The organism is Escherichia sp. MOD1-EC7003 (assembly GCF_002965065.1).
Lineage (GTDB): Bacteria > Pseudomonadota > Gammaproteobacteria > Enterobacterales > Enterobacteriaceae > Escherichia.
This window is the reverse complement of record NZ_PTRE01000009.1, coordinates 1-22,111: the sequence shown is the minus strand read 5'-3', so window position 1 is coordinate 22,111 and position 22,111 is coordinate 1. Positions and strand designations below refer to the sequence as shown.

The 22,111-nt window shown below is 47.8% G+C and carries 23 protein-coding genes and 1 pseudogene; 13 read left to right on the top strand and 11 right to left on the bottom strand.

All coding sequences use genetic code 11. From position 1 onward, the window contains the following. Window positions 1-9 precede the first annotated feature (9 nt). Entirely contained in the window at window positions 10-1,203 is a 1,194-nt protein-coding gene (gene trpB, locus A7090_RS00875) for a tryptophan synthase subunit beta (RefSeq protein WP_105272664.1), read from the top strand. Beyond that, window positions 1,203-2,009: a tryptophan synthase subunit alpha gene (gene trpA / locus A7090_RS00870; RefSeq protein WP_105272663.1), complete on the top strand. Its 807-nt coding sequence runs from the start codon at window positions 1,203-1,205 to the stop codon at window positions 2,007-2,009. Before trpB ends, trpA begins: the two co-directional genes overlap by 1 nt. A 50-nt stretch (window positions 2,010-2,059) precedes the next feature. On the opposite strand, the gene ompW is transcribed toward trpA, so the two are convergent. After that, window positions 2,060-2,713 (bottom strand): outer membrane protein OmpW, encoded by a 654-nt coding sequence (gene ompW / locus A7090_RS00865; RefSeq protein WP_105272662.1) that lies wholly within the window; start codon window positions 2,711-2,713, stop codon window positions 2,060-2,062. 239 nt (window positions 2,714-2,952) lie between these two features. Between ompW and A7090_RS00860 the strand changes: the two are divergent. The 4 genes and pseudogenes from A7090_RS00860 to yciA all read left to right on the top strand — a co-directional run. Next, window positions 2,953-3,042: pseudogene (locus A7090_RS00860) on the top strand (YkgJ family cysteine cluster protein); the annotation flags it as partial. Between the two features lie 27 nt (window positions 3,043-3,069). Further along, complete coding sequence (locus A7090_RS00855; protein ID WP_105272661.1) at window positions 3,070-3,813, top strand: YciC family protein; 744 nt, start codon at window positions 3,070-3,072, stop codon at window positions 3,811-3,813. Between the two features lie 29 nt (window positions 3,814-3,842). Next, a complete protein-coding gene (locus A7090_RS00850) occupies window positions 3,843-4,382 on the top strand; it encodes a septation protein A (RefSeq protein WP_105272660.1) in 540 nt (179 codons plus the stop codon). A 104-nt stretch (window positions 4,383-4,486) separates the two neighbouring features. Continuing rightward, window positions 4,487-4,885, top strand: coding sequence for an acyl-CoA thioester hydrolase YciA (yciA, locus tag A7090_RS00845; RefSeq protein ID WP_000108160.1), 399 nt, complete (start codon window positions 4,487-4,489; stop codon window positions 4,883-4,885). 39 nt (window positions 4,886-4,924) lie between these two features. On the opposite strand, the gene tonB is transcribed toward yciA, so the two are convergent. Next, window positions 4,925-5,644 (bottom strand): TonB system transport protein TonB, encoded by a 720-nt coding sequence (gene tonB, locus A7090_RS00840; RefSeq protein WP_105272675.1) that lies wholly within the window; start codon window positions 5,642-5,644, stop codon window positions 4,925-4,927. A 223-nt stretch (window positions 5,645-5,867) separates the two neighbouring features. Here tonB and A7090_RS00835 point away from each other — a divergent pair, with 223 nt between their 5' ends. Then, the gene (locus A7090_RS00835) at window positions 5,868-6,164 is read left to right on the top strand and encodes a YciI family protein (RefSeq protein ID WP_000967595.1); all 297 of its coding nucleotides are present in this window, start codon (window positions 5,868-5,870) and stop codon (window positions 6,162-6,164) included. A 288-nt stretch (window positions 6,165-6,452) separates the two neighbouring features. Beyond that, window positions 6,453-7,706, top strand: a complete 1,254-nt coding sequence (gene kch, locus A7090_RS00830) for a voltage-gated potassium channel protein (RefSeq protein ID WP_105272659.1) — start codon at window positions 6,453-6,455, stop codon at window positions 7,704-7,706. Between the two features lie 54 nt (window positions 7,707-7,760). Here kch and A7090_RS25660 read toward each other — a convergent pair whose 3' ends face one another. Next, window positions 7,761-7,934 carry a YciY family protein gene (locus tag A7090_RS25660; protein ID WP_001309467.1) on the bottom strand — a complete coding sequence of 58 codons (174 nt, stop codon included), beginning with the start codon at window positions 7,932-7,934 and terminating at the stop codon, window positions 7,761-7,763. A 142-nt stretch (window positions 7,935-8,076) separates the two neighbouring features. Between A7090_RS25660 and cls the strand changes: the two genes are divergently transcribed. Beyond that, window positions 8,077-9,537 carry a cardiolipin synthase gene (gene cls, locus A7090_RS00820; RefSeq protein ID WP_105272657.1) on the top strand — a complete coding sequence of 487 codons (1,461 nt, stop codon included), beginning with the start codon at window positions 8,077-8,079 and terminating at the stop codon, window positions 9,535-9,537. 34 nt (window positions 9,538-9,571) lie between these two features. Beyond that, window positions 9,572-9,901 carry an HI1450 family dsDNA-mimic protein gene (locus tag A7090_RS00815; RefSeq protein ID WP_105272656.1) on the top strand — a complete coding sequence of 110 codons (330 nt, stop codon included), beginning with the start codon at window positions 9,572-9,574 and terminating at the stop codon, window positions 9,899-9,901. A 52-nt stretch (window positions 9,902-9,953) separates the two neighbouring features. Here A7090_RS00815 and oppF read toward each other — a convergent pair whose 3' ends face one another. From oppF to oppA, 5 genes are all read right to left on the bottom strand, one after another. Next, complete coding sequence (gene oppF, locus A7090_RS00810; RefSeq protein WP_105272655.1) at window positions 9,954-10,958, bottom strand: murein tripeptide/oligopeptide ABC transporter ATP-binding protein OppF; 1,005 nt, start codon at window positions 10,956-10,958, stop codon at window positions 9,954-9,956. After that, a complete protein-coding gene (oppD, locus tag A7090_RS00805; protein ID WP_105272654.1) occupies window positions 10,955-11,968 on the bottom strand; it encodes a murein tripeptide/oligopeptide ABC transporter ATP-binding protein OppD in 1,014 nt (337 codons plus the stop codon). The genes oppF and oppD overlap by 4 nt, the downstream gene beginning before the upstream one ends. Window positions 11,969-11,979: 11 nt before the next feature. Further along, window positions 11,980-12,888: an oligopeptide ABC transporter permease OppC gene (oppC, locus tag A7090_RS00800; protein ID WP_105272653.1), complete on the bottom strand. Its 909-nt coding sequence runs from the start codon at window positions 12,886-12,888 to the stop codon at window positions 11,980-11,982. Between the two features lie 14 nt (window positions 12,889-12,902). Beyond that, on the bottom strand, window positions 12,903-13,823 hold the full coding sequence (oppB, locus tag A7090_RS00795) for an oligopeptide ABC transporter permease OppB (RefSeq protein ID WP_001516507.1): 921 nt from the start codon (window positions 13,821-13,823) through the stop codon (window positions 12,903-12,905). A gap of 85 nt (window positions 13,824-13,908) precedes the next feature. Next, complete coding sequence (gene oppA / locus A7090_RS00790; protein ID WP_105272674.1) at window positions 13,909-15,540, bottom strand: oligopeptide ABC transporter substrate-binding protein OppA; 1,632 nt, start codon at window positions 15,538-15,540, stop codon at window positions 13,909-13,911. 358 nt (window positions 15,541-15,898) lie between these two features. On the opposite strand from oppA, the gene A7090_RS25920 reads away from it, so the two are divergent. Then, entirely contained in the window at window positions 15,899-16,117 is a 219-nt protein-coding gene (locus tag A7090_RS25920; RefSeq protein ID WP_105272652.1) for a hypothetical protein, read from the top strand. 156 nt (window positions 16,118-16,273) lie between these two features. On the opposite strand, the gene ychE (A7090_RS00780) is transcribed toward A7090_RS25920, so the two are convergent. Both ychE (A7090_RS00780) and ychE (A7090_RS26385) read right to left on the bottom strand, forming a co-directional pair. Continuing rightward, on the bottom strand, window positions 16,274-16,921 hold the full coding sequence (gene ychE / locus A7090_RS00780) for an NAAT family transporter YchE (protein WP_105272651.1): 648 nt from the start codon (window positions 16,919-16,921) through the stop codon (window positions 16,274-16,276). Window positions 16,922-16,951: 30 nt separating this feature from the next. Beyond that, the gene (ychE, locus tag A7090_RS26385) at window positions 16,952-17,005 is read right to left on the bottom strand and encodes a protein YchT (protein WP_211180492.1); all 54 of its coding nucleotides are present in this window, start codon (window positions 17,003-17,005) and stop codon (window positions 16,952-16,954) included. 393 nt (window positions 17,006-17,398) lie between these two features. On the opposite strand from ychE (A7090_RS26385), the gene adhE reads away from it, so the two are divergent. Next, the gene (adhE, locus tag A7090_RS00775; protein WP_105272650.1) at window positions 17,399-20,074 is read left to right on the top strand and encodes a bifunctional acetaldehyde-CoA/alcohol dehydrogenase; all 2,676 of its coding nucleotides are present in this window, start codon (window positions 17,399-17,401) and stop codon (window positions 20,072-20,074) included. A 301-nt stretch (window positions 20,075-20,375) separates the two neighbouring features. Here the strand turns inward: adhE and tdk are convergent, their stop codons facing one another. Further along, on the bottom strand, window positions 20,376-20,993 hold the full coding sequence (tdk, locus tag A7090_RS00770) for a thymidine kinase (RefSeq protein WP_105272649.1): 618 nt from the start codon (window positions 20,991-20,993) through the stop codon (window positions 20,376-20,378). A gap of 603 nt (window positions 20,994-21,596) precedes the next feature. On the opposite strand from tdk, the gene hns reads away from it, so the two are divergent. After that, window positions 21,597-22,010 carry a histone-like nucleoid-structuring protein H-NS gene (gene hns, locus A7090_RS00765; RefSeq protein WP_105272648.1) on the top strand — a complete coding sequence of 138 codons (414 nt, stop codon included), beginning with the start codon at window positions 21,597-21,599 and terminating at the stop codon, window positions 22,008-22,010. Window positions 22,011-22,111: the final 101 nt, after the last annotated feature.

Below are 22,111 nucleotides of genomic sequence, written 5' to 3'. Positions count from 1 at the left end.
AAAGGAACAATGACAACATTACTTAACCCGTATTTTGGTGAGTTTGGCGGCATGTACGTGCCACAAATCCTGATGCCTGCTCTGCGCCAGCTGGAAGAAGCTTTTGTCAGCGCACAAAAAGATCCTGAATTTCAGGCCCAGTTTAACGACCTGCTGAAAAACTATGCCGGTCGCCCAACCGCGTTGACCAAATGCCAGAACATTACAGCTGGCACGAACACCACGCTGTATCTGAAGCGCGAAGATTTATTGCACGGTGGTGCGCATAAAACTAACCAGGTGCTCGGTCAGGCTTTACTGGCGAAGCGGATGGGTAAAACGGAAATCATTGCCGAAACCGGTGCCGGTCAGCATGGCGTGGCGTCTGCCCTTGCCAGCGCCCTGCTCGGCCTGAAATGCCGTATTTATATGGGTGCCAAAGACGTTGAACGCCAGTCGCCTAACGTTTTCCGGATGCGCTTAATGGGTGCGGAAGTGATCCCCGTACATAGCGGTTCTGCGACGCTGAAAGATGCTTGTAATGAGGCACTACGCGACTGGTCCGGCAGTTATGAAACCGCGCACTATATGCTGGGTACCGCAGCTGGCCCGCATCCTTACCCGACGATTGTGCGTGAGTTTCAGCGGATGATTGGCGAAGAAACAAAAGCGCAGATTCTGCAAAGAGAAGGTCGTCTGCCGGATGCCGTTATCGCCTGTGTTGGCGGTGGTTCGAATGCCATCGGCATGTTTGCTGATTTCATCAACGAAACAGACGTCGGGCTGATTGGCGTAGAGCCAGGTGGTCACGGTATCGAAACTGGCGAGCACGGCGCACCGTTAAAACATGGTCGCGTGGGCATCTATTTCGGTATGAAAGCGCCGATGATGCAAACCGAAGACGGGCAGATTGAAGAATCTTACTCCATCTCTGCCGGACTGGATTTCCCGTCTGTCGGCCCTCAACACGCGTATCTTAACAGCACTGGACGCGCTGATTATGTGTCAATTACTGATGATGAAGCACTGGAAGCCTTCAAAACGCTCTGCCTGCACGAAGGGATTATCCCGGCACTCGAGTCCTCCCACGCCCTGGCCCATGCGCTGAAAATGATGCGCGAAAACCCGGAAAGAGAGCAGTTGCTGGTGGTTAACCTTTCCGGTCGCGGCGATAAAGACATCTTCACCGTTCACGATATTTTGAAAGCACGAGGGGAAATCTGATGGAACGCTATGAATCTCTGTTTGCCCAGTTGAAGGAGCGCAAAGAAGGCGCATTCGTTCCTTTCGTCACCCTCGGTGATCCGGGTATTGAGCAGTCGCTGAAAATTATCGATACGCTAATTGAAGCCGGTGCCGATGCGCTGGAGTTAGGCATCCCCTTCTCCGACCCGCTGGCAGATGGCCCGACCATTCAAAACGCAACACTGCGTGCTTTTGCGGCGGGAGTGACTCCGGCGCAGTGCTTTGAAATGCTGGCACTGATTCGTCAAAAGCATCCGACCATTCCCATTGGCCTGCTGATGTATGCCAATCTGGTGTTTAACAAAGGCATTGATGAGTTTTATGCCCAGTGCGAGAAAGTCGGCGTCGATTCGGTGCTGGTTGCCGATGTGCCCGTAGAAGAGTCTGCGCCCTTCCGTCAGGCTGCGTTACGCCATAACGTCGCACCTATTTTCATCTGCCCGCCGAATGCCGACGATGATTTGCTGCGCCAGATTGCGTCTTACGGTCGTGGTTACATCTACTTGCTGTCTCGTGCAGGCGTGACCGGAGCTGAAAACCGCGCCACGTTACCCCTCAATCATCTCATTGTGAAGCTGAAAGAATATAACGCTGCGCCTCCGTTGCAGGGATTTGGTATTTCTGCCCCAGATCAGGTAAAAGCAGCGATTGATGCAGGAGCTGCGGGCGCGATTTCTGGTTCTGCAATTGTTAAAATCATCGAGCAACATATTAATGAGCCAGAGAAAATGCTGGTGGCACTGAAAGCTTTTGTACAACCAATGAAAGCGGCAACACGAAGCTAATTTGAGACAAACCGCCAGAAAATATCTGGCGGTTTATTGATGGTAAAAAATTAGAACCGGTAACCCGCTGAGAACATGAATACCCACGGGTCGAGGCGTACGTTGTCAGAATAACGTCCTGCAGGCAGCACTGCGCCATTGGATTTATATTTCACCTCAGTGTCGATATCCATGTACCAGACCGACATATTAAGTAACCAGTCACGGTTGATGAGATAATCCAGGCCTACTTGCCCCGCTACACCCCATGAATCCTTCAGACTAAGGTCGGATAAACCAAGCCCCTTACCGGTGTCATTGAAGCCATCATCAAAAAAGGTGGTGTAGTTAATACCCGCGCCAATGTAAGGACGGAATTTACTGCCAGAATCGCCAAAATACCATTGTGCCATCAGTGTTGGCGGTAAATGGTGGACTGTAGCAATATCCCCGGTTGTGGCTGTGCCAACCTTATGACGAAACGGCGATGCTGCCAGTAATTCCACACCAATGTTGTCGGTCGCCATATAAGTAAACGTCAGGCCCAGTTGAGTGTTATTGGTCACGCTAAATCCACCCAGACTTCCTAACGTACCACCGGCACCTTCTGTTGGACGTACAGTTGCAGAACCTGCACGCATAAAAAACTCGCCTGCTTCATGCGCAAAGGCACTGCCAGAGAGAAGAGTTGTTACTGCCAAAGCCGCCACTGTTAACTTTTTCATATCCGCTCCGTCGTTATGGTTATAAAAACGTGACGAATATACCTACATTGGGGTAACAAATGATTCTACATAGATCACATTATATATGATAATTCACCATTTATTGATCTGGATTAATTTAGAAGTTGCATTGACAATCCTGGTTAACGTGACTTAAATCAATTTTTATATATTTTCGCCACGCAAATATTAACTCGCTCGCCACTTGCAGCGGTTTGCCCACGCCTGAAGGCCAGCAATTACCTCCGCTTTACAAAGATATGCTTTTCCATACAAGACCTGATGCTGCCACCCGAGGCTTAACCAGGGTACAATTGCCCGCTAATTAACACCTGCATAAAACTCAAGGAGAGTGCATGTCTATCACGGCGCAGTCCGTATACCGTGACACCGGAAATTTCTTCCGTAATCAATTTATGACCATTCTGTTGGTATCGTTGCTATGTGCGTTTATCACAGTGGTGTTAGGGCATGTTTTCTCACCCAGTGATGCACAGCTTACACAGCTCAATGACGGCATGCCCGTTAGCGACAGTAGTGGGTTGTTCGACCTGGTGCAGAATATGTCACCGGAACAGCAACAAATTTTGCTGCAAGCTTCAGCGGCGTCCACTTTTTCAGGATTAATCGGTAACGCCATTCTCGCCGGAGGCGTAATATTAATTATCCAGCTGGTGTCTGCGGGTCAGAGAGTCAGTGCACTGCGAGCTATTGGTGTCAGTGCGCCGATATTGCCAAAGTTATTTATTCTGATTTTTCTGACAACTCTTTTAGTACAGATTGGCATCATGCTGGTGGTCGTTCCGGGAATTCTCATGGCCATTTTACTTGCTCTGGCACCGGTGATGTTGGTACAGGACAAAATGGGCGTTTTTGCCTCGATGCGTAGCAGTATGCGACTCACATGGGCGAATATGCGTCTGGTGGCACCCGCGGTTTTGAGCTGGTTGCTGGCAAAAACACTGTTGCTGCTTTTTGCCTCTTCTTTTGCCGCATTAACCCCGGAAATTGGTGCCGTACTGGCGAACACCTTGAGCAACCTGATTTCAGCTGTATTGCTCATTTATCTGTTCCGCCTGTATATGTTGATTCGCCAATAACCTTAAGCATTTGATTACGGAATCGTAAAATGAAGCAGTTTCTTGATTTTTTACCGCTGGTTGTCTTTTTCGCGTTTTACAAGATTTATGACATCTATGCGGCTACTGCGGCGCTGATCGTCGCCACAGCGATTGTGCTTATATATAGCTGGGTTCGCTTTCGTAAGGTTGAGAAAATGGCCCTGATCACTTTTATTCTGGTGGTCGTCTTCGGTGGCTTGACGCTGTTCTTCCACAATGATGAGTTTATTAAATGGAAGGTTACTGTCATTTATACTCTGTTTGCGGGAGCCCTGTTAGTTAGCCAATGGGTGATGAAAAAGCCGCTAATTCAGCGGATGCTGGGTAAAGAACTCACTCTGCCGCAGCCGGTATGGTCGAAGCTGAATCTGGCCTGGGCTATTTTCTTTATCCTTTGCGGTCTGGCAAACATCTACATCGCATTCTGGCTGCCGCAAAATATTTGGGTCAACTTTAAAGTATTTGGCCTGACCGCCCTTACCTTAATCTTCACATTGCTAAGCGGTATCTATATCTACCGCCATATGCCGCAGGAAGATAAATCCTGACCAGACTGCCAGTCCTTCGGGGCTGGCGCTGCATCTCCTCTGTTCTCCTCAGGAAAATCATAGTAGCATCGCGCCTGTGATTTTCCTTTTTAGTCGGTTTTACCATGTCTACAACACATAACGTCCCTCAGGGCGATCTTGTTTTACGTACTTTAGCCATGCCTGCCGATACCAATGCCAATGGTGATATCTTTGGTGGTTGGTTAATGTCACAAATGGATATTGGCGGCGCTATTCTGGCGAAAGAAATTGCCCACGGTCGCGTAGTAACCGTGCGGGTTGAAGGAATGACTTTCTTACGGCCAGTTGCGGTCGGCGATGTAGTGTGCTGCTATGCACGCTGTGTCCAGAAAGGGACGACATCGGTCAGCATTAATATTGAAGTGTGGGTGAAAAAAGTGGCGTCTGAACCGATTGGGCAACGCTATAAAGCGACAGAAGCGTTATTTAAGTATGTCGCAGTTGATCCTGAAGGAAAACCTCGCGCCTTACCTGTTGAGTAATAATCGAAAGCCTCCGGTCGGAGGCTTTTGACTTTCTGCTTACTGAATTTCGGTGGTACCGTTAATTTTAAACAGAATATTCACCACAATCCCACTGCCTGGCTTACCCGGCTCATAACGCCATCTGCGCATCGCATTTTTCACTTCACGCTCAAACATGTTCGCCGGTTTAGCTGAGAGGATTTGTACGTTATCCACGCGACCATCCGGCGTGACGTCAAATTTAACTTTAACCTGCCCTTCAATGCGCAATGCCTGTGCACGTGCCGGATACTGCGGCTGATTACGGCTTAATGCGCGAGGTCCTGAAGCCACACTTGTAACCGGCTTGCTGGTTGCAGCCGTTGCCGTGCTAGTGATCGGACGCGCGGGTGCCGTATTTTCAAACGGTGATGCCGGACGTGACTCTACTGGTTTGACATCGCGTTTTGGCTGCTCCTGTACCTTTTTCACCGGCTTCGGTTTTGGCTTAGGTTTCGGCTTCGGCTTTTCAATGACCACCGGTGCTTCTTTTGGCGGTTCAGGAATCGGCTCAGGTTCCGGTTCTGGCTCTACCACAGGCTCCGGTGGCGGCTGAACGGCTTGTGGCGGTTCGAGATCCGCTGGCGCAACCATCGTGACAGAAATCGGCTGCGCAGGCGCAGGTAGTTCAATAACCTGATGTACCGAGGTATAGAGCAGACCCGCCACAACAGCACCATGAATGCAGACCGAAAGCAACGTCGGCCAGGGGAATCGGCGAGGTAAATCAAGGGGCATTGAAGTCATAATCATTTCAGTAGAAAAACCAGACCTCGATTTTAAATGCAAATAGCAATCATATTCAATAAGGCAAGGCGATCAGGATCAGTGAAAATGGCATTTTTGGCGCAATTGACCTTACTTTATGCATGGGGTTGACAATGACATCATCTTTCCGTTGCAGATCTTCGCCCTTTCAAATAACGTACTTTACAACTTTCCCGAACAAGGAGTTGTGCCCGTGTTGTATGTTATTTACGCTCAAGACAAAGCTGATAGCCTCGAAAAACGCCTTTCCGTTCGTCCGGCACATTTAGCACGTTTACAGTTACTGCATGATGAAGGTCGTTTGTTGACCGCCGGTCCAATGCCAGCGGTAGACAGTAACGATCCAGGGGCTGCGGGATTTACTGGCTCAACCGTTATTGCTGAATTTGAATCGCTGGAAGCCGCTCAGGCCTGGGCCGACGCTGACCCGTACGTAGCGGCAGGAGTCTATGAACACGTTTCAGTGAAACCGTTTAAGAAAGTGTTCTGAGTAGAGATTCAATATTTAAGGACACGGTTTTAGCAATCGTGTTCTTGTTTGGCCTTTCCTTACAGGTTCACCACCACAATCAGATAATAACTTTATCTGTATTTCTTTATATGATGTGAGCATATTCAGGAAAAATGCCCTTCCCAGACGCAGAGTTGCTCACTCAAATCCTTTGATTACTGCGGATAAAGTCATCTACTATGGTTTAATACATTCACGTGCTGCATGTGTCTTCACAAAATGTGCACGTTAAGATAATTAAACAAAACTGTGGTTACAGAGGTATCAGTGAGTCACTGGGCTACATTCAAACAAACAGCAACAAATTTATGGGTGATCCTACGGCACGACATTCTCGCACTGGCCGTTTTTTTAAATGGCTTGCTTATTTTTAAAACAATCTATGGTATGTCGGTCAATTTGCTTGATATTTTCCATATCAAAGCATTTTCAGAGTTGGATCTCTCCTTGCTGGCGAACGCTCCACTATTTATCCTTGGCGTCTTTCTTGTCCTGAACTCCATTGGCTTACTGTTCCGGGCAAAGCTCGCATGGGCAATCAGTATTATTTTGTTGTTGATTGCGCTGATTTACACATTGCATTTTTATCCCTGGCTGAAATTTAGTATTGGTTTTTGCATTTTTACGCTGGTGTTTTTGCTGATACTGCGCAAAGACTTCTCCCACAGTAGCGCCGCTGCCGGGACAATTTTCGCATTTATTAGTTTCACGACGTTACTGTTTTACTCCACCTACGGTGCGCTTTATTTAAGTGAAGGCTTTAATCCGCGAATAGAAAGTTTGATGACCGCGTTCTATTTTTCGATAGAAACCATGTCAACCGTCGGCTATGGCGATATTGTCCCGGTTTCTGAATCAGCACGATTGTTCACTATTTCGGTCATTATTTCCGGCATTACCGTTTTTGCCACCTCCATGACATCAATTTTTGGTCCGCTTATCCGCGGGGGATTCAACAAACTTGTAAAAGGAAACAATCATACAATGCATCGTAAAGATCATTTTATTGTTTGCGGACATTCGATTCTCGCCATCAATACGATTCTGCAACTGAATCAACGCGGACAAAACGTAACGGTTATCAGCAACTTGCCTGAAGATGATATCAAGCAACTTGAGCAACGCTTAGGCGATAACGCGGATGTTATCCCCGGTGACAGCAATGACAGTTCGGTATTAAAGAAAGCGGGAATCGATCGTTGCCGGGCCATTCTGGCGCTGAGTGATAACGATGCAGATAACGCGTTTGTTGTTCTATCGGCAAAAGATATGAGCAGTGATGTCAAAACAGTTCTCGCCGTCAGTGATAGCAAAAACCTGAATAAGATTAAGATGGTACATCCGGATATCATTCTCTCGCCACAGCTGTTTGGCAGCGAAATTCTGGCGCGGGTTTTAAATGGTGAAGAGATTAATAATGATATGCTCGTTTCAATGTTGTTGAACTCCGGTCATGGTATTTTCAGCGATAACGATGAACAAGAATCGAAAGCTGACTGCAAAGAATCGGCGCAAAAATAGAGTTTAAAGACGGAAGAGTAAACTTAATGGGCACCGCTATGGTGCCCAGTACATTTAGATATTGTAGATCGCAAACAATAACGAGTTACGCTGTTTGTTTAGAATGCACTTCCTGATGCTGTGGATACGCATATTTCGGCGCGACTGCCCCTCAAGCCAACGCGATTTACGTCGGCTTGCCTGACGCTGCATGCGCCAGCGCCCCACTTCCGTTCTACTCCGCTTCATGTTAACTACTCTATGCAATAACAGAATGGTCATTATACCTTCGCCCCGGACGCTGACCAGTGCTTTTCCCGCGTTTTTATTTGCCAGATGAATCCATATGCGTAAACTCATAACAATGCGCTTTCAAAAGGATTTCTAATCTATGACAACCGTTTATACGTTGGTGAGTTGGTTGGCCATTCTGGGATACTGGTTGCTCATTGCCGGCGTAACTTTACGCATTCTAATGAAACGACGCGCAGTTCCCTCCGCGATGGCCTGGCTTCTGATCATTTACATTCTGCCGTTAGTCGGAATTATTGCCTATCTTGCTGTTGGCGAGCTCCATTTAGGCAAACGCCGCGCTGAGCGCGCCAGAGCGATGTGGCCTTCCACCGCAAAATGGCTTAACGACCTTAAAGCCTGTAACCATATCTTCGCCGAAGAAAATAGCAGTGTCGCAGCGCCATTATTCAAGCTCTGTGAACGTCGTCAGGGTATCGCTGGGGTTAAAGGCAATCAGCTACAACTGATGACCGAGTCAGATGATGTGATGCAGGCCTTAATCCGCGACATCCAGCTCGCTCGCCATAATATTGAGATGGTGTTTTATATCTGGCAGCCCGGCGGCATGGCAGACCAGGTGGCTGAATCATTAATGGCCGCTGCACGGCGTGGTATTCATTGCCGATTGATGCTCGACTCTGCCGGGAGTGTGGCTTTTTTCCGCAGCCCGTGGCCCGAGCTAATGCGTAATGCCGGTATTGAAGTGGTCAAAGCCTTAAAGGTCAATCTGATGCGTGTGTTTTTACGCCGTATGGACCTGCGCCAGCATCGCAAGATGATCATGATCGATAATTACATCGCGTACACCGGCAGCATGAATATGGTCGACCCACGCTACTTCAAACAAGATGCGGGCGTAGGGCAATGGATCGACTTAATGGCGCGTATGGAAGGCCCCATCGCCACCGCGATGGGGATTATTTATTCCTGCGACTGGGAGATTGAAACCGGGAAACGTATTCTGCCGCCACCGCCAGATGTCAACATTATGCCGTTTGAGCAGGCCAGCGGTCACACCATCCACACTATCGCTTCCGGCCCTGGCTTTCCGGAAGATCTTATCCACCAGGCATTACTAACTGCGGCTTATTCGGCGCGTGAATATTTGATCATGACGACGCCCTACTTTGTGCCCAGCGATGATTTACTTCACGCGATATGCACTGCGGCGCAGCGCGGGGTGGATGTCAGTATTATCCTCCCGCGAAAAAATGACTCAATGCTGGTAGGCTGGGCCAGCCGCGCGTTCTTTACGGAACTGCTGGCCGCCGGGGTTAAAATTTATCAGTTTGAAGGCGGGTTACTGCATACCAAGAGCGTGCTGGTCGATGGCGAATTAAGTCTGGTTGGCACCGTTAACCTCGATATGCGTAGTCTATGGCTGAACTTCGAGATTACCCTGGCAATCGACGACAAAGGTTTTGGTGCTGACCTCGCCGCCGTTCAGGATGATTATATTTCGCGTTCACGTCGGCTCGATGCCCGTTTATGGCTAAAACGTCCATTATGGCAACGTGTCGTCGAGCGACTATTTTACTTCTTCAGCCCATTGCTGTAAAACGTCGCTAACAGAGGTTAAACAGGTAGTAACTATGGATATGGATCTAAACAATCGCCTGACTGAAGAGGAAACGCTTGAGCAGGCCTACGATATTTTTCTCGAACTGGCTGCCGACAATCTCGATCCGGCTGATGTTCTGTTGTTCAATCTTCAGTTTGAAGAGCGCGGTGGAGCGGAGTTATTCGATCCGGCAGAAGACTGGCAGGAACATGTTGATTTCGATTTGAATCCGGACTTTTTTGCCGAAGTGGTGATTGGGCTTGCGGACAGTGAAGATGGTGAAATGAACGATATTTTCGCCCGAATTCTGTTATGCCGCGAAAAAGATCACAAACTTTGCCATATCATCTGGCGGGAATAAATAATTGCTTTTGGCGTGAAAAAGGGCCGACAACTGTCAGCCCTTTTTGTTTTTAAAGTGGATCGACTTTCAGGCAAGAAACAGCGTGTCTGAAACTCCCCTCCAGCACGGGTCGTGTTTTGGCACACTCCGGACCGGCAATCGGGCAACGGGTACGGAAAACACAACCGGAAGGCGGGTTAATCGGCGACGGTAACTCCCCTTCCAGTAACTGGATGGTTTTGTTCTTCTCCAGATCCGGATCAGGAATAGGGACTGCCGACATCAATGCCCTGGTATAAGGATGCAGAGGATTATGGTAGACCTCATCATACGTCCCCAGTTCTACCGCATGGCCGAGATACATCACCAGCACACGATCGGAAATGTGTTTTACCACAGCCAGGTCGTGAGCGATAAAAATTAATGACAATCCCATCTCGCGTTGCAGCTGCTGGAGCAGATTGACCACCTGCGCCTGAATTGACACGTCCAGCGCCGAAACCGGCTCATCGCAGATAATCAGCTTCGGTTCAAGAATAAGAGCACGTGCAATCCCGATACGCTGGCACTGCCCGCCGGAGAACTCATGCGGATAGCGATTAATCAGGTTAGGCAACAACCCGACTTTCAGCATCATCGCCTTCACACGCTCGCGAATTTCCTGACGTGACATTTTCGGATGATAGGTACGCAGCGGTTCAGCGATGATCTCGCCGATGGTCATACGCGGGTTCAGCGATGCCAGCGGATCCTGGAAAATCATCTGAATATCACTGCGAACGGCACGCCATTCATCGGGTTTCATGCCCAGCAACTCTTTACCTAACCAGGCTACATGACCATCGGTCGCCTTGACCAAACCAATGATGGCACGAGCAAAGGTGGACTTGCCGCATCCCGATTCCCCTACCACACCTAATGTTTCTCCTTCATACAGGCGAAGAGTTACACCATCGACGGCTTTGAGCGTTTTTGGCGGTTGCCAGAACCACTGGTTGCCATCTTTGATCTCAAAGTGCACTTTCAGGTCGGCGATTTCGAGGAGGACTTTTCTTCCTTCGGTTACAGCATTCATAACAGTTCCTCCACCGGTTTAAAGCAGGCTCGCAAGCGACCAGGCGTGAACTCTTCCAGCGGTGGTGCGCTACTACAAATTTCCATCGCATGCGGACAACGTGGCTGGAACGGGCAACCTTTCGGTAATCGCAGCAGGTTTGGTGGATTACCCGGGATGGTCAACATCGTTTCACCTTCTGCATCAAGACGCGGCACCGCATTGAGCAAACCGATAGAATAAGGATGAACGGGTTGATAAAAGACATCACGTGCATTGCCATATTCCATCGTGCGCCCGGCGTACATGACCAGCACTTTGTCACAGATCCCTGCCACCACGCCAAGATCGTGGGTAATCATAATAATGGCGGTATTAAATTCCCGCTTCAGTTCATTCAATAGTGTCATGATCTGCGCCTGTACGGTGACATCCAGCGCAGTAGTGGGTTCATCCGCAATCAGCAGCTTAGGTCGACATAACAATGCCATCGCAATCATGACTCGCTGACGCATACCGCCAGAAAATTCGTGCGGGAACATCTTCATGCGTTTACGCGCTTCCGGCATTTTTACTGCATCGAGCATCCGCACTGACTCTTCAAACGCCTCAGCTTTGCTCATGTTCTTATGCAGCATCAGCACTTCCATCAACTGCTCACCGACGCGCATATAGGGATTCAACGAGGTCATCGGGTCCTGAAAAATCATTGAGATTTGTTCAGCACGCAGTTTATTGAGTTCACGCTCTGGCAGATTAAGGATTTCGCGGCCATTGAAGGTTGCGGATCCACCAATACGTCCGTTAGAAGCCAGCAGGCCCATTAACGCAAATGCAGTTTGCGATTTACCCGAACCAGACTCACCAACAATGCCCAGCGTTTCCCCGGCACGTAGGGAAAAATTCAAATCATTGACCGCCGTAACGTCGCCGTCCGGGGTACTAAAGGTGACACGCAAATCTTTCACGTTCAGCAGTGCGTCAGCCTGTTGTTGTGCGAGCGGCACAGTTGCAGTTTCAATTACGCTCATGGCTGCACTCCTTAACGATCTTTCGGGTCGAGGGCATCACGCAAGCCATCGCCGATAAAGTTGAAACAAAACAGCGTCACCACGAGGAATCCCGCTGGGAACAACAGTAACCATGGAGAGACTTCCATCGAGTTTGCACCGTCGCTCAGCAATGCGCCCCAGCTACTCAACGGTTCCTGCGTACCCAGCCCCAGGAAACTAAGGAAAGACTCAAAAAGGATCATGCTGGGCACCAGTAGCGATGCGTAGACCACCACTACACCGAGTACGTTCGGCACAATGTGGCGAATAACAATGCCTGGCGTAGATACACCGCCAACTTGTGCCGCCTCAATAAACTCTTTGCGCTTCAGACTCAGGGTTTGTCCACGCACGATACGTGCCATATCCAGCCAGGAGACCATGCCAATCGCCACGAAAATCAGCAAAATGTTTTGACCGAAAAAGGTCACCAGCAAAATAACGAAGAACATGAATGGGAAGGAGTTGAGGATTTCCAGCAGACGCATCATTATCGAATCCACTTTGCCGCCAAGATAACCGGAAAGCGAACCATAAAGTGTACCCACGACCACTGCCACCAGCGCCGCAGCGACCCCGACCATAAGTGAAATACGCCCGCCAATCGCAACGCGCACAAGCAGGTCACGACCAGATGAGTCAGTACCAAAGTAGTGACCGGACTCCATATCCGGGGCGCTGGACATCATCGCCCAGTCGGTATCGTCATAGGCAAACTGCGAAAGCATCGGTGCCAGGATAACAAATAACGCGATCAGCACCAGCACGATCAGACTGGCGACCGCCGCACGGTTATGCATAAAACGTCGACGTGCGTCCTGCCACAAGCTGCGCCCTTCGACCTCCAGCTTTTCACTGAAATTTTCCAGCGTCTCGCTGTTTTTCTTACTTAACATCATCGCGAGCTCCAGTATCAGTAACGGATTTTCGGGTCGATAACCGCATACAGCACATCGACAATGGCATTAAACAAAATGGTTAATGCACCAACCAGAATGGTCAGGCTTAATACCAGAGAGTAGTCGCGGTTTAACGCGCCATTAACGAACAATTGTCCAATCCCCGGTAAACCATAAATGGTTTCGATGACCATAGAGCCGGTAATAATACCGACAAACGCAGGCCCCATATAAGAGAGGACTGGCAACAGAGCGGGTTTTAAGGCATGACGGAAAATGATTCGCCGCATAGGTAAACCTTTCGCCCGGGCAGTACGAATAAAGTTGGAGTGCAATACTTCAATCATTGAACCACGGGTAATACGCGCAATACTGGCGATATAGGCGAGTGACAACGCCACCATTGGCAGTATCATGAATTTAAGCGCCCCACCATTCCAGCCACCGCCCGGCAGCCAATGCAAAATGATCGCAAATATCATGACTAATAATGGCGCAACCACAAAACTAGGGATAACCACCCCGGTCATTGCCAACCCCATGACGGTATAGTCCCATTTGGTGTTTTGTTTTAATGCGGCAATAACGCCAGCACTAACGCCCAGTACCACTGCGAGAAAAAATGCTGCGGCTCCCAGTTTTGCTGAAACGGGAAAACTGGATGCTACCAGGTCGTTGACCGAATAATCTTTATATTTAAAAGACGGTCCGAAATCGCCATGCGCCAGTTGTTTCAGGTAGCTGAAATACTGAGTCATGATCGGATCATTAAGATGATATTTCGCTTCGATATTGGCCATCACTTCTGGCGGTAAAGTACGCTCGCCGGTAAAAGGACTTCCCGGCGCGAGGCGCATCATAAAGAACGAAATAGTAATAAGAATAAATAGCGTCGGAATCGCTTCCAGACAGCGACGTAGAATAAATTTTAACATTGCCGTACCTTCTGGCCTGTGCCTTATGTAATGCGATAAAAGTCAGACACCGTGGAGCAGGAAGCACCTGCCCCACGTATTGCCATTAGTGCTTCACAATGTACATATTCCGGGTATAGGTATTATCCAGCGGATCTTTGCCGGTATACCCACCAACCCACGGTTTCACCAGACGCGCGTTCACGTAGTAATACACCGGAACAATGGCCGAATCCTTATCCAGCTGTTGTTCTGCTTTCGTGTACAGAGCTGTGCGCTGCGCCTCGTCAGTCGCTTTCAGTGTTTCTGCCATAATGCTGTCAAACGCAGGGCTCTTATAATGTGCGGTATTCATCGAGCTGTTCGACAACATGGTGTTCAGGAAGGAAGTAGGTTCGTTGTAGTCAGCACACCAGCCTGCACGGGCCACATCAAAAGTGCCCTGATGACGAGTATCGAGGAACGTTTTCCATTCCTGGTTAACCAGTTTGACGTTGACACCAATGTTTTTCTTCCACAGTGAAGAGGCAGCAATCGCCAGCTTTTTATGCAGATCAGAGGTGTTATACAACAGGTTAACGGTCAACGGTTTGTCTGCGGTATAACCCGCTTCAGCCAGCAGTTTTTTCGCTTCTTCGTTACGTTTTTCCTGACTCCAGCCAAACCATTCAGGCTGAGTTAATTTTGCACCATCAGTATACGGTGGAGTGTAACCATAGGCGGGCATGTCGCCCTGCGCTTTCACTTTATTAACAATGATATCGCGGTCCATACCCAGTTTCAGTGCGGTACGCACACGCACATCGTTGAATGGCGGTTTCTGGTTATTAATTTCGTAATAGTAAGTGCACAGGTAGGGATCAACGTGAACTTCGTCCGGGATCTCTTTTTTCAGCTTCTGGAACAATTCGATCGGCATGTTGTTATAGGTCATGTCGATTTCACCGCTACGGTAGCGGTTAACATCGGTAACTTCAGAAGCAATAGGCAAATAGGTTACCTGGTTAATAACGGTTTTCGCGTTGTTCCAGTAGGTCGGGCTGCGTTCAAGAACGATACGTTCGTTAACGACCCAATCTTTCAAGGTATAGGCACCGTTGGTGACAATATTGCCAGGCTGGGTCCATTTTTCGCCAAATTTCTCAATAGCGGCTTTTGGCACCGGTGAAGTTGATGGGTGAACAAGTAATTTATAGAAGTACGGAACAGGTTCACTTAAGGTGACTTCTAATGTGTGATCATCAATCGCTTTCACGCCGAGATCGGTAATCGGTTTTTTCCCTTCAAGAATTTCATCAATACCGGCGATATGCCCGTATTGCAGGTAACTGGCATACGGAGAAGCGGTATTTGGATCAACAGAGCGTTGCCAGCTATATACAAAGTCTTGTGCTGTGACTGGCGTACCATCAGACCATTTCGCATCTTTACGCAAATGGAAGGTCCAGACTTTCGCGTCTTTATTATCCCAGGATTCAGCGACACCAGGCGCCGGATGACCGTCAAGATCGCTGACCAGTAAGCCTTCAAACAGGTCACGGCTGATATTAGACTCCGGAACACCTTCAATTTTGTGCGGATCTAATGACTGAACTTCTGAACCATTGTTACGTACCAGGGTTTGTTTTTCTGCCAGTGTGACGCCTGCGGGTACATCAGCTGCCAGCGCGACATTCCCTGCCATAAGCGCAGCCAGAACGCTTGCTGCTGCTAAACTTCTCTTGGTGATGTTGGTCATTGTTTTTTGGACTCCCTCATTATAATGACTGGTTTTAACCAGCATGTGTAATCCCGAATTGGGACCCTGTACAGGCTCGGAGACTTCTGCTGTCAGGTTACTTTATCGTTACGGATTATTTTCACCGACTTTATTCATTCTGGTGATTCAGACGATCACCTTATGTCGATTCGTACTGTGTCTCCCCTGTCGAGACACATTATTCTTTGCATCGATCTTTAATTGTTAATTATTCTCATTACCAATAAAAATCGTATGGCGGTTGGCCGGAAAGTACCAAATGTGCTTCTTACTCGCCAATACATTTTGCAAAGTTGTTAAGTAATTCTCTTTTATTGACCGTATCAGAATCTACTGCTTGCATCCATGGTTTAACAAACATCTTTCAATTCAATCAAATAGAGATTTGCCAAGCATAACCGTCTTTTCTGATTACAGCCCCAACAGTGAAATGCACAATAATTTAACAATTGATTATTATTTAGCACTTTCCTCTACCAAAGGCAGTGGAATTACTAATATCATTTCAATTATTCTTCAGCAAGCCCAAGATTATGATGTGGCGAAAATAACATGATGGTGAAGAGAAACAGTTAAGGAAATCCTTATAAGTAACTGTAATTTGTGAATAATATTTTTACCCATTCCTTTCGCTTTTGATAACTGTGCGGGAACAAAGTAAAAATAATGATGAAAAAACGGAGCATGGCAGCTCCGTTTCATTTGAAAGGAATTAATTAAGCAGACCGGGGAAAATCCCCTTAATACCAGTAACGATAAATTCAATCCCCAATGCCATCAACAATAACCCCATAATACGCGTAATCACGTTGATGCCGGTCTGGCGTAAAACCCGTACCAACCATGGTGCCATGCGAAACAATCCCCAGCAGCATAAGGCAAACAAAGCAATAGCCACAAAGAAACCAAACAGATAGCTAATGCTGTGATAACGCGTACCCCAGACGATGGTGGAACTGATCGCCCCAGGCCCCGCCATCAACGGCAACGCCAATGGCACCACACCAATGCTTTCACGTACCGCGGTTTCTGATTTTTCTTGTTTGTTCTGTTTATCTTCGCCAAGCTTGCCGCTGATCATCGACATCGCAATTGTCACCACCAGGATGCCACCGGCGATACGGAACGAATCAATTGATATACCAAAAAGTTGTAGAATCGTGTCGCCGAGAAAGAGCGAGATCCACAAGATAATGGCCACAGACAGGTTGGCTGTAAGGTTAGTTTTGTTTCGCGCTGCCGCTGTCTGATAACTGGTCATGCTGATAAAGACGGGAAGAATCCCTACCGGGTTGACCAGCGCAAATAACCCGATGAAAAATTTGAAGTAAACGGGAAAATCAAAAAGGGTCTGAATCACGGTTAGCTCCGAAGCAAAAGCCGGATAATGTTAGCCATAAATAAGGTTAAAAAGACGCGCTGACAATACGCCTTTTGACAGCATTTTTCACCTCCTAACTACTTAAAATTGCTATCATTCGTTATTGTTATCTAGTTGTGCAAAACATGCTAATGCACCCAACAAACCATACTACAATTTATTAACTGTTAGCTATAATGGCGAAAAGCGATGCTGAAAGGAGTCAGCTTTGCAAAAATTTGATTTAGATCACGTAATAAGTACCCAGAAGTGAGTAATCTTGCTTACGCCACTTGGAAGTGACGCATTAGAGATAAGCAACTCTAATGTTTAAACTCTTTTAGTAAATCACAGTGAGTGTGAGCGCGAGTAAGCTTTTGATTTTTATCGGTTAAGCAAATCATCACCGCACTGACTATACTCTCATATTCGAGCAGATGATTTACTAAAAAAGTTTAACATTATCAGGAGAGCATTATGGCTGTTACTAATGTCGCTGAACTTAACGCACTCGTAGAGCGTGTAAAAAAAGCCCAGCGTGAATATGCCAGTTTCACTCAAGAGCAAGTAGACAAAATCTTCCGCGCCGCCGCTCTGGCTGCTGCAGATGCTCGAATCCCACTCGCGAAAATGGCCGTTGCCGAATCCGGCATGGGTATTGTCGAAGATAAAGTAATCAAAAACCACTTTGCTTCTGAATATATCTACAACGCCTATAAAGATGAAAAAACCTGTGGTGTCCTGTCTGAAGACGACACTTTTGGTACCATCACTATCGCTGAACCAATCGGTATTATTTGCGGTATCGTTCCGACCACTAACCCGACTTCAACAGCTATCTTCAAATCGCTGATCAGCCTGAAGACCCGTAACGCCATTATCTTCTCCCCGCACCCGCGTGCTAAAGATGCAACCAACAAAGCGGCTGATATCGTTCTGCAGGCTGCTATCGCCGCCGGTGCTCCGAAAGATCTGATCGGCTGGATCGATCAACCTTCTGTTGAACTGTCTAACGCGCTGATGCACCACCCAGACATCAACCTGATCCTCGCGACCGGTGGTCCGGGCATGGTTAAAGCCGCATACAGCTCCGGTAAACCAGCTATCGGCGTAGGCGCGGGTAACACTCCAGTTGTTATTGATGAAACTGCTGATATCAAACGTGCAGTTGCATCTGTACTGATGTCCAAAACCTTCGACAACGGCGTAATCTGTGCTTCTGAACAGTCTATTGTTGTAGTTGACTCTGTTTATGACGCAGTACGTGAACGTTTCGCAACCCACGGCGGCTATCTGTTGCAGGGCAAAGAGCTGAAAGCAGTTCAGGACGTTATCCTGAAAAACGGTGCGCTGAACGCAGCTATCGTTGGTCAGCCAGCCTATAAAATTGCTGAACTGGCAGGTTTCTCAGTACCAGAAAACACCAAGATTCTGATCGGTGAAGTAACCGTTGTTGATGAAAGCGAACCGTTCGCACATGAAAAACTGTCCCCGACTCTGGCAATGTACCGTGCTAAAGATTTCGAAGACGCGGTAGAAAAAGCAGAGAAACTGGTTGCTATGGGCGGTATTGGTCATACCTCTTGTCTGTACACTGACCAGGATAACCAACCGGCTCGCGTTTCTTACTTCGGTCAGAAAATGAAAACGGCTCGTATCCTGATTAACACCCCGGCTTCTCAGGGTGGTATCGGTGACCTGTATAACTTCAAACTCGCACCTTCCCTGACTCTGGGTTGTGGTTCCTGGGGTGGTAACTCCATCTCTGAAAACGTTGGTCCGAAACACCTGATCAACAAGAAAACCGTTGCTAAGCGAGCTGAAAACATGTTGTGGCACAAACTTCCGAAATCTATCTACTTCCGCCGTGGCTCCCTGCCAATCGCGCTGGATGAAGTGATTACTGATGGCCACAAACGTGCGCTCATCGTAACTGACCGCTTCCTGTTCAACAATGGTTATGCTGATCAGATCACTTCCGTACTGAAAGCAGCTGGCGTTGAAACTGAAGTCTTCTTCGAAGTAGAAGCTGACCCGACCCTGAGCATCGTTCGTAAAGGTGCAGAGCTGGCAAACTCCTTCAAACCAGACGTAATTATCGCGCTGGGTGGTGGTTCCCCGATGGACGCCGCGAAAATCATGTGGGTTATGTACGAACATCCGGAAACTCACTTCGAAGAACTGGCACTGCGCTTTATGGATATCCGTAAACGTATCTACAAGTTCCCGAAAATGGGCGTGAAAGCGAAAATGATCGCTGTCACCACAACTTCCGGTACAGGTTCTGAAGTCACTCCGTTTGCGGTTGTCACTGACGACGCTACTGGTCAGAAATATCCGTTGGCAGACTATGCGCTGACCCCGGATATGGCAATTGTCGACGCCAACCTGGTTATGGACATGCCGAAGTCCCTGTGTGCTTTCGGTGGTCTGGACGCAGTAACTCACGCGATGGAAGCTTATGTTTCTGTACTGGCATCTGAGTTTTCTGATGGTCAGGCTCTGCAAGCGCTGAAACTGCTGAAAGAATATCTGCCAGCGTCCTACCACGAAGGGTCTAAAAACCCGGTAGCGCGTGAACGTGTTCACAGTGCAGCTACTATTGCGGGTATCGCGTTTGCGAACGCCTTCCTGGGTGTATGTCACTCAATGGCGCACAAACTGGGTTCCCAGTTCCATATTCCGCACGGTCTGGCAAACGCCCTGCTGATTTGTAACGTCATTCGCTACAACGCGAACGACAACCCGACCAAGCAGACTGCATTCAGCCAATATGACCGTCCGCAGGCTCGCCGTCGTTATGCTGAAATTGCTGACCACTTGGGTCTGAGCGCACCGGGCGACCGTACTGCTGCTAAGATCGAGAAACTGTTGGCATGGCTGGAAACGCTGAAAGCTGAACTGGGTATTCCGAAATCTATCCGTGAAGCTGGCGTTCAGGAAGCAGACTTCCTGGCGAACGTGGATAAACTGTCTGAAGATGCATTCGATGACCAGTGCACCGGCGCTAACCCGCGTTACCCGCTGATCTCCGAGCTGAAACAGATTCTGCTGGATACCTACTACGGTCGTGATTATGTAGAAGGTGAAACTGCAGCGAAAAAAGAAGCCGCTCCGGCTAAGGCTGAGAAAAAAGCGAAAAAATCCGCTTAATCAGTAACGCTATCTGACAACATGAACGGTCCCTTCTGGGGCCGTTTTTTTTGTCTTACCAAAAGCAACGTTCCCATAAACCAACAGCATTTACCTTCATCATATTTGCGGCGATGTCGACCGCGTCCACACGGCGATATGTGCTTTACAGGTTCAAGTCAACATCGATGTAAAAGCGCTCAGAGAGGCGTATAGCGGCGTTAACGAACTGTCGAGAAGGGTATATACACTGGAAGTGGTGAGCAAAACGAACTGACAGGATAAAAGCGCATTGCTCGCCCTGTCAGTAAAGAAATTCTTATTAATCGTGGCGATGCTTTTCCTGAATAGCCGTTAAAGAGCCAACTTCTAACGCCTCTTTATAGTGTTTACGACAAACAGAAACGTAGCGTTCATTACCACCAATAACCACCTGCTCACCTTCGTTATAAGGTCTGCCTGCTTGATCAAGACGCAGTACCATGCTTGCTTTACGACCACAAAAACAGATGGTTTTTAATTCAACCAGTTTGTCGGACCATGCCAGTAAGTATTGGCTGCCAATAAATAATTCACCTCGAAAATCGGTACGTAAACCATAACAAAGTACGGGTATATCGAGTTGATCGACAACCTCCGATAATTCATATACTTGTTGTCTGGTTAAAAACTGGCATTCATCAACCAGTACGCAATGAATTGCCTGCTGTTCATGTTCAGCACGAATCTCATCAAATAATGATGAATTTTGGTTAAATAATTTTGCTGGCGATGACAAACCTATACGCGAACTGACTTTGCCGGCACCAAAGCGATCATCAATTTCTGCCGTATATACGACAGTGCGCATACCGCGTTCCTGGTAATTGTATGAAGATTGCAACAATGCTGTAGACTTACCCGCATTCATTGCGGAATAGTAGAAATATAGCTGTGCCATCAGCCACAGGCCCTCAATGATATGAAATAAAGTTGGCTAGAGTTTATCATAATTCGTCAGTTTTTCAGCGCAACAGTATGCACCGAAGTAGTATATGCGTTCTCCCTTACGACGCCTTGCATAATCCTTCTGAGCTATCATTACAACTGCCTCGCTTGCTATAAGCGGGTAAATGACTGCTGGTAACGATTCACAATCTCTAACCTGTTGCACAAGTAATAGCCCTCTGTTGACCTCCTCGGGATAGCGCAATACTAAGTCCCTGCGCTTATTGCGACTGTTCTACTTTTCATCATCCGCTTAATAGGGAATTCTCGTAAACACGACTAATACAGAAGTCTGAAAGGTCGTCAGCCTACGATAATCTCCCCATAAAATGTGACATGAATCAGGAAGTTTTAACCTCACGTGCTGCGAAATCATCGGTGCAAATAGGGCTATATGCCGCGTCTTTTCTGGCTAATTTTATGAAAAGATATTTATTGGCGGCGCAAAATAAAGAACAATTTTGAATTCCTTACATTCCTGGCTATTGCACAACTGAATTTAAGGCTCTATTATTACCTCAACAAACCACCCCAATATAAGTTTGAGATTACTACAATGAGCGAAGCACTTAAAATTCTGAACAACATCCGTACTCTTCGTGCGCAGGCAAGAGAATGTACTCTTGAAACGCTGGAAGAAATGCTGGAAAAATTAGAAGTTGTTGTTAACGAACGTCGCGAAGAAGAAAGCGCGGCGGCTGCTGAAGTTGAAGAGCGCACTCGTAAACTGCAGCAATATCGCGAAATGCTGATCGCTGACGGTATTGACCCGAACGAACTGCTGAATAGCATTGGTACCGTTAAATCTGGCACTAAAGCTAAACGTGCACAGCGTCCGGCTAAATATAGCTACGTTGACGAAAACGGCGAGACTAAAACCTGGACTGGCCAGGGCCGTACTCCAGCTGTAATCAAAAAAGCAATGGATGAGCAAGGTAAATCCCTCGACGATTTCCTGATCCAGCAATAATCTGTTGTAGATTACATTTGCTTAAAATCCCGCCATCGGCGCTGAGGAATCCCCATAAATCAGCGCTAATAAACCAACACCATATTCTGGTAGGTTTTGGC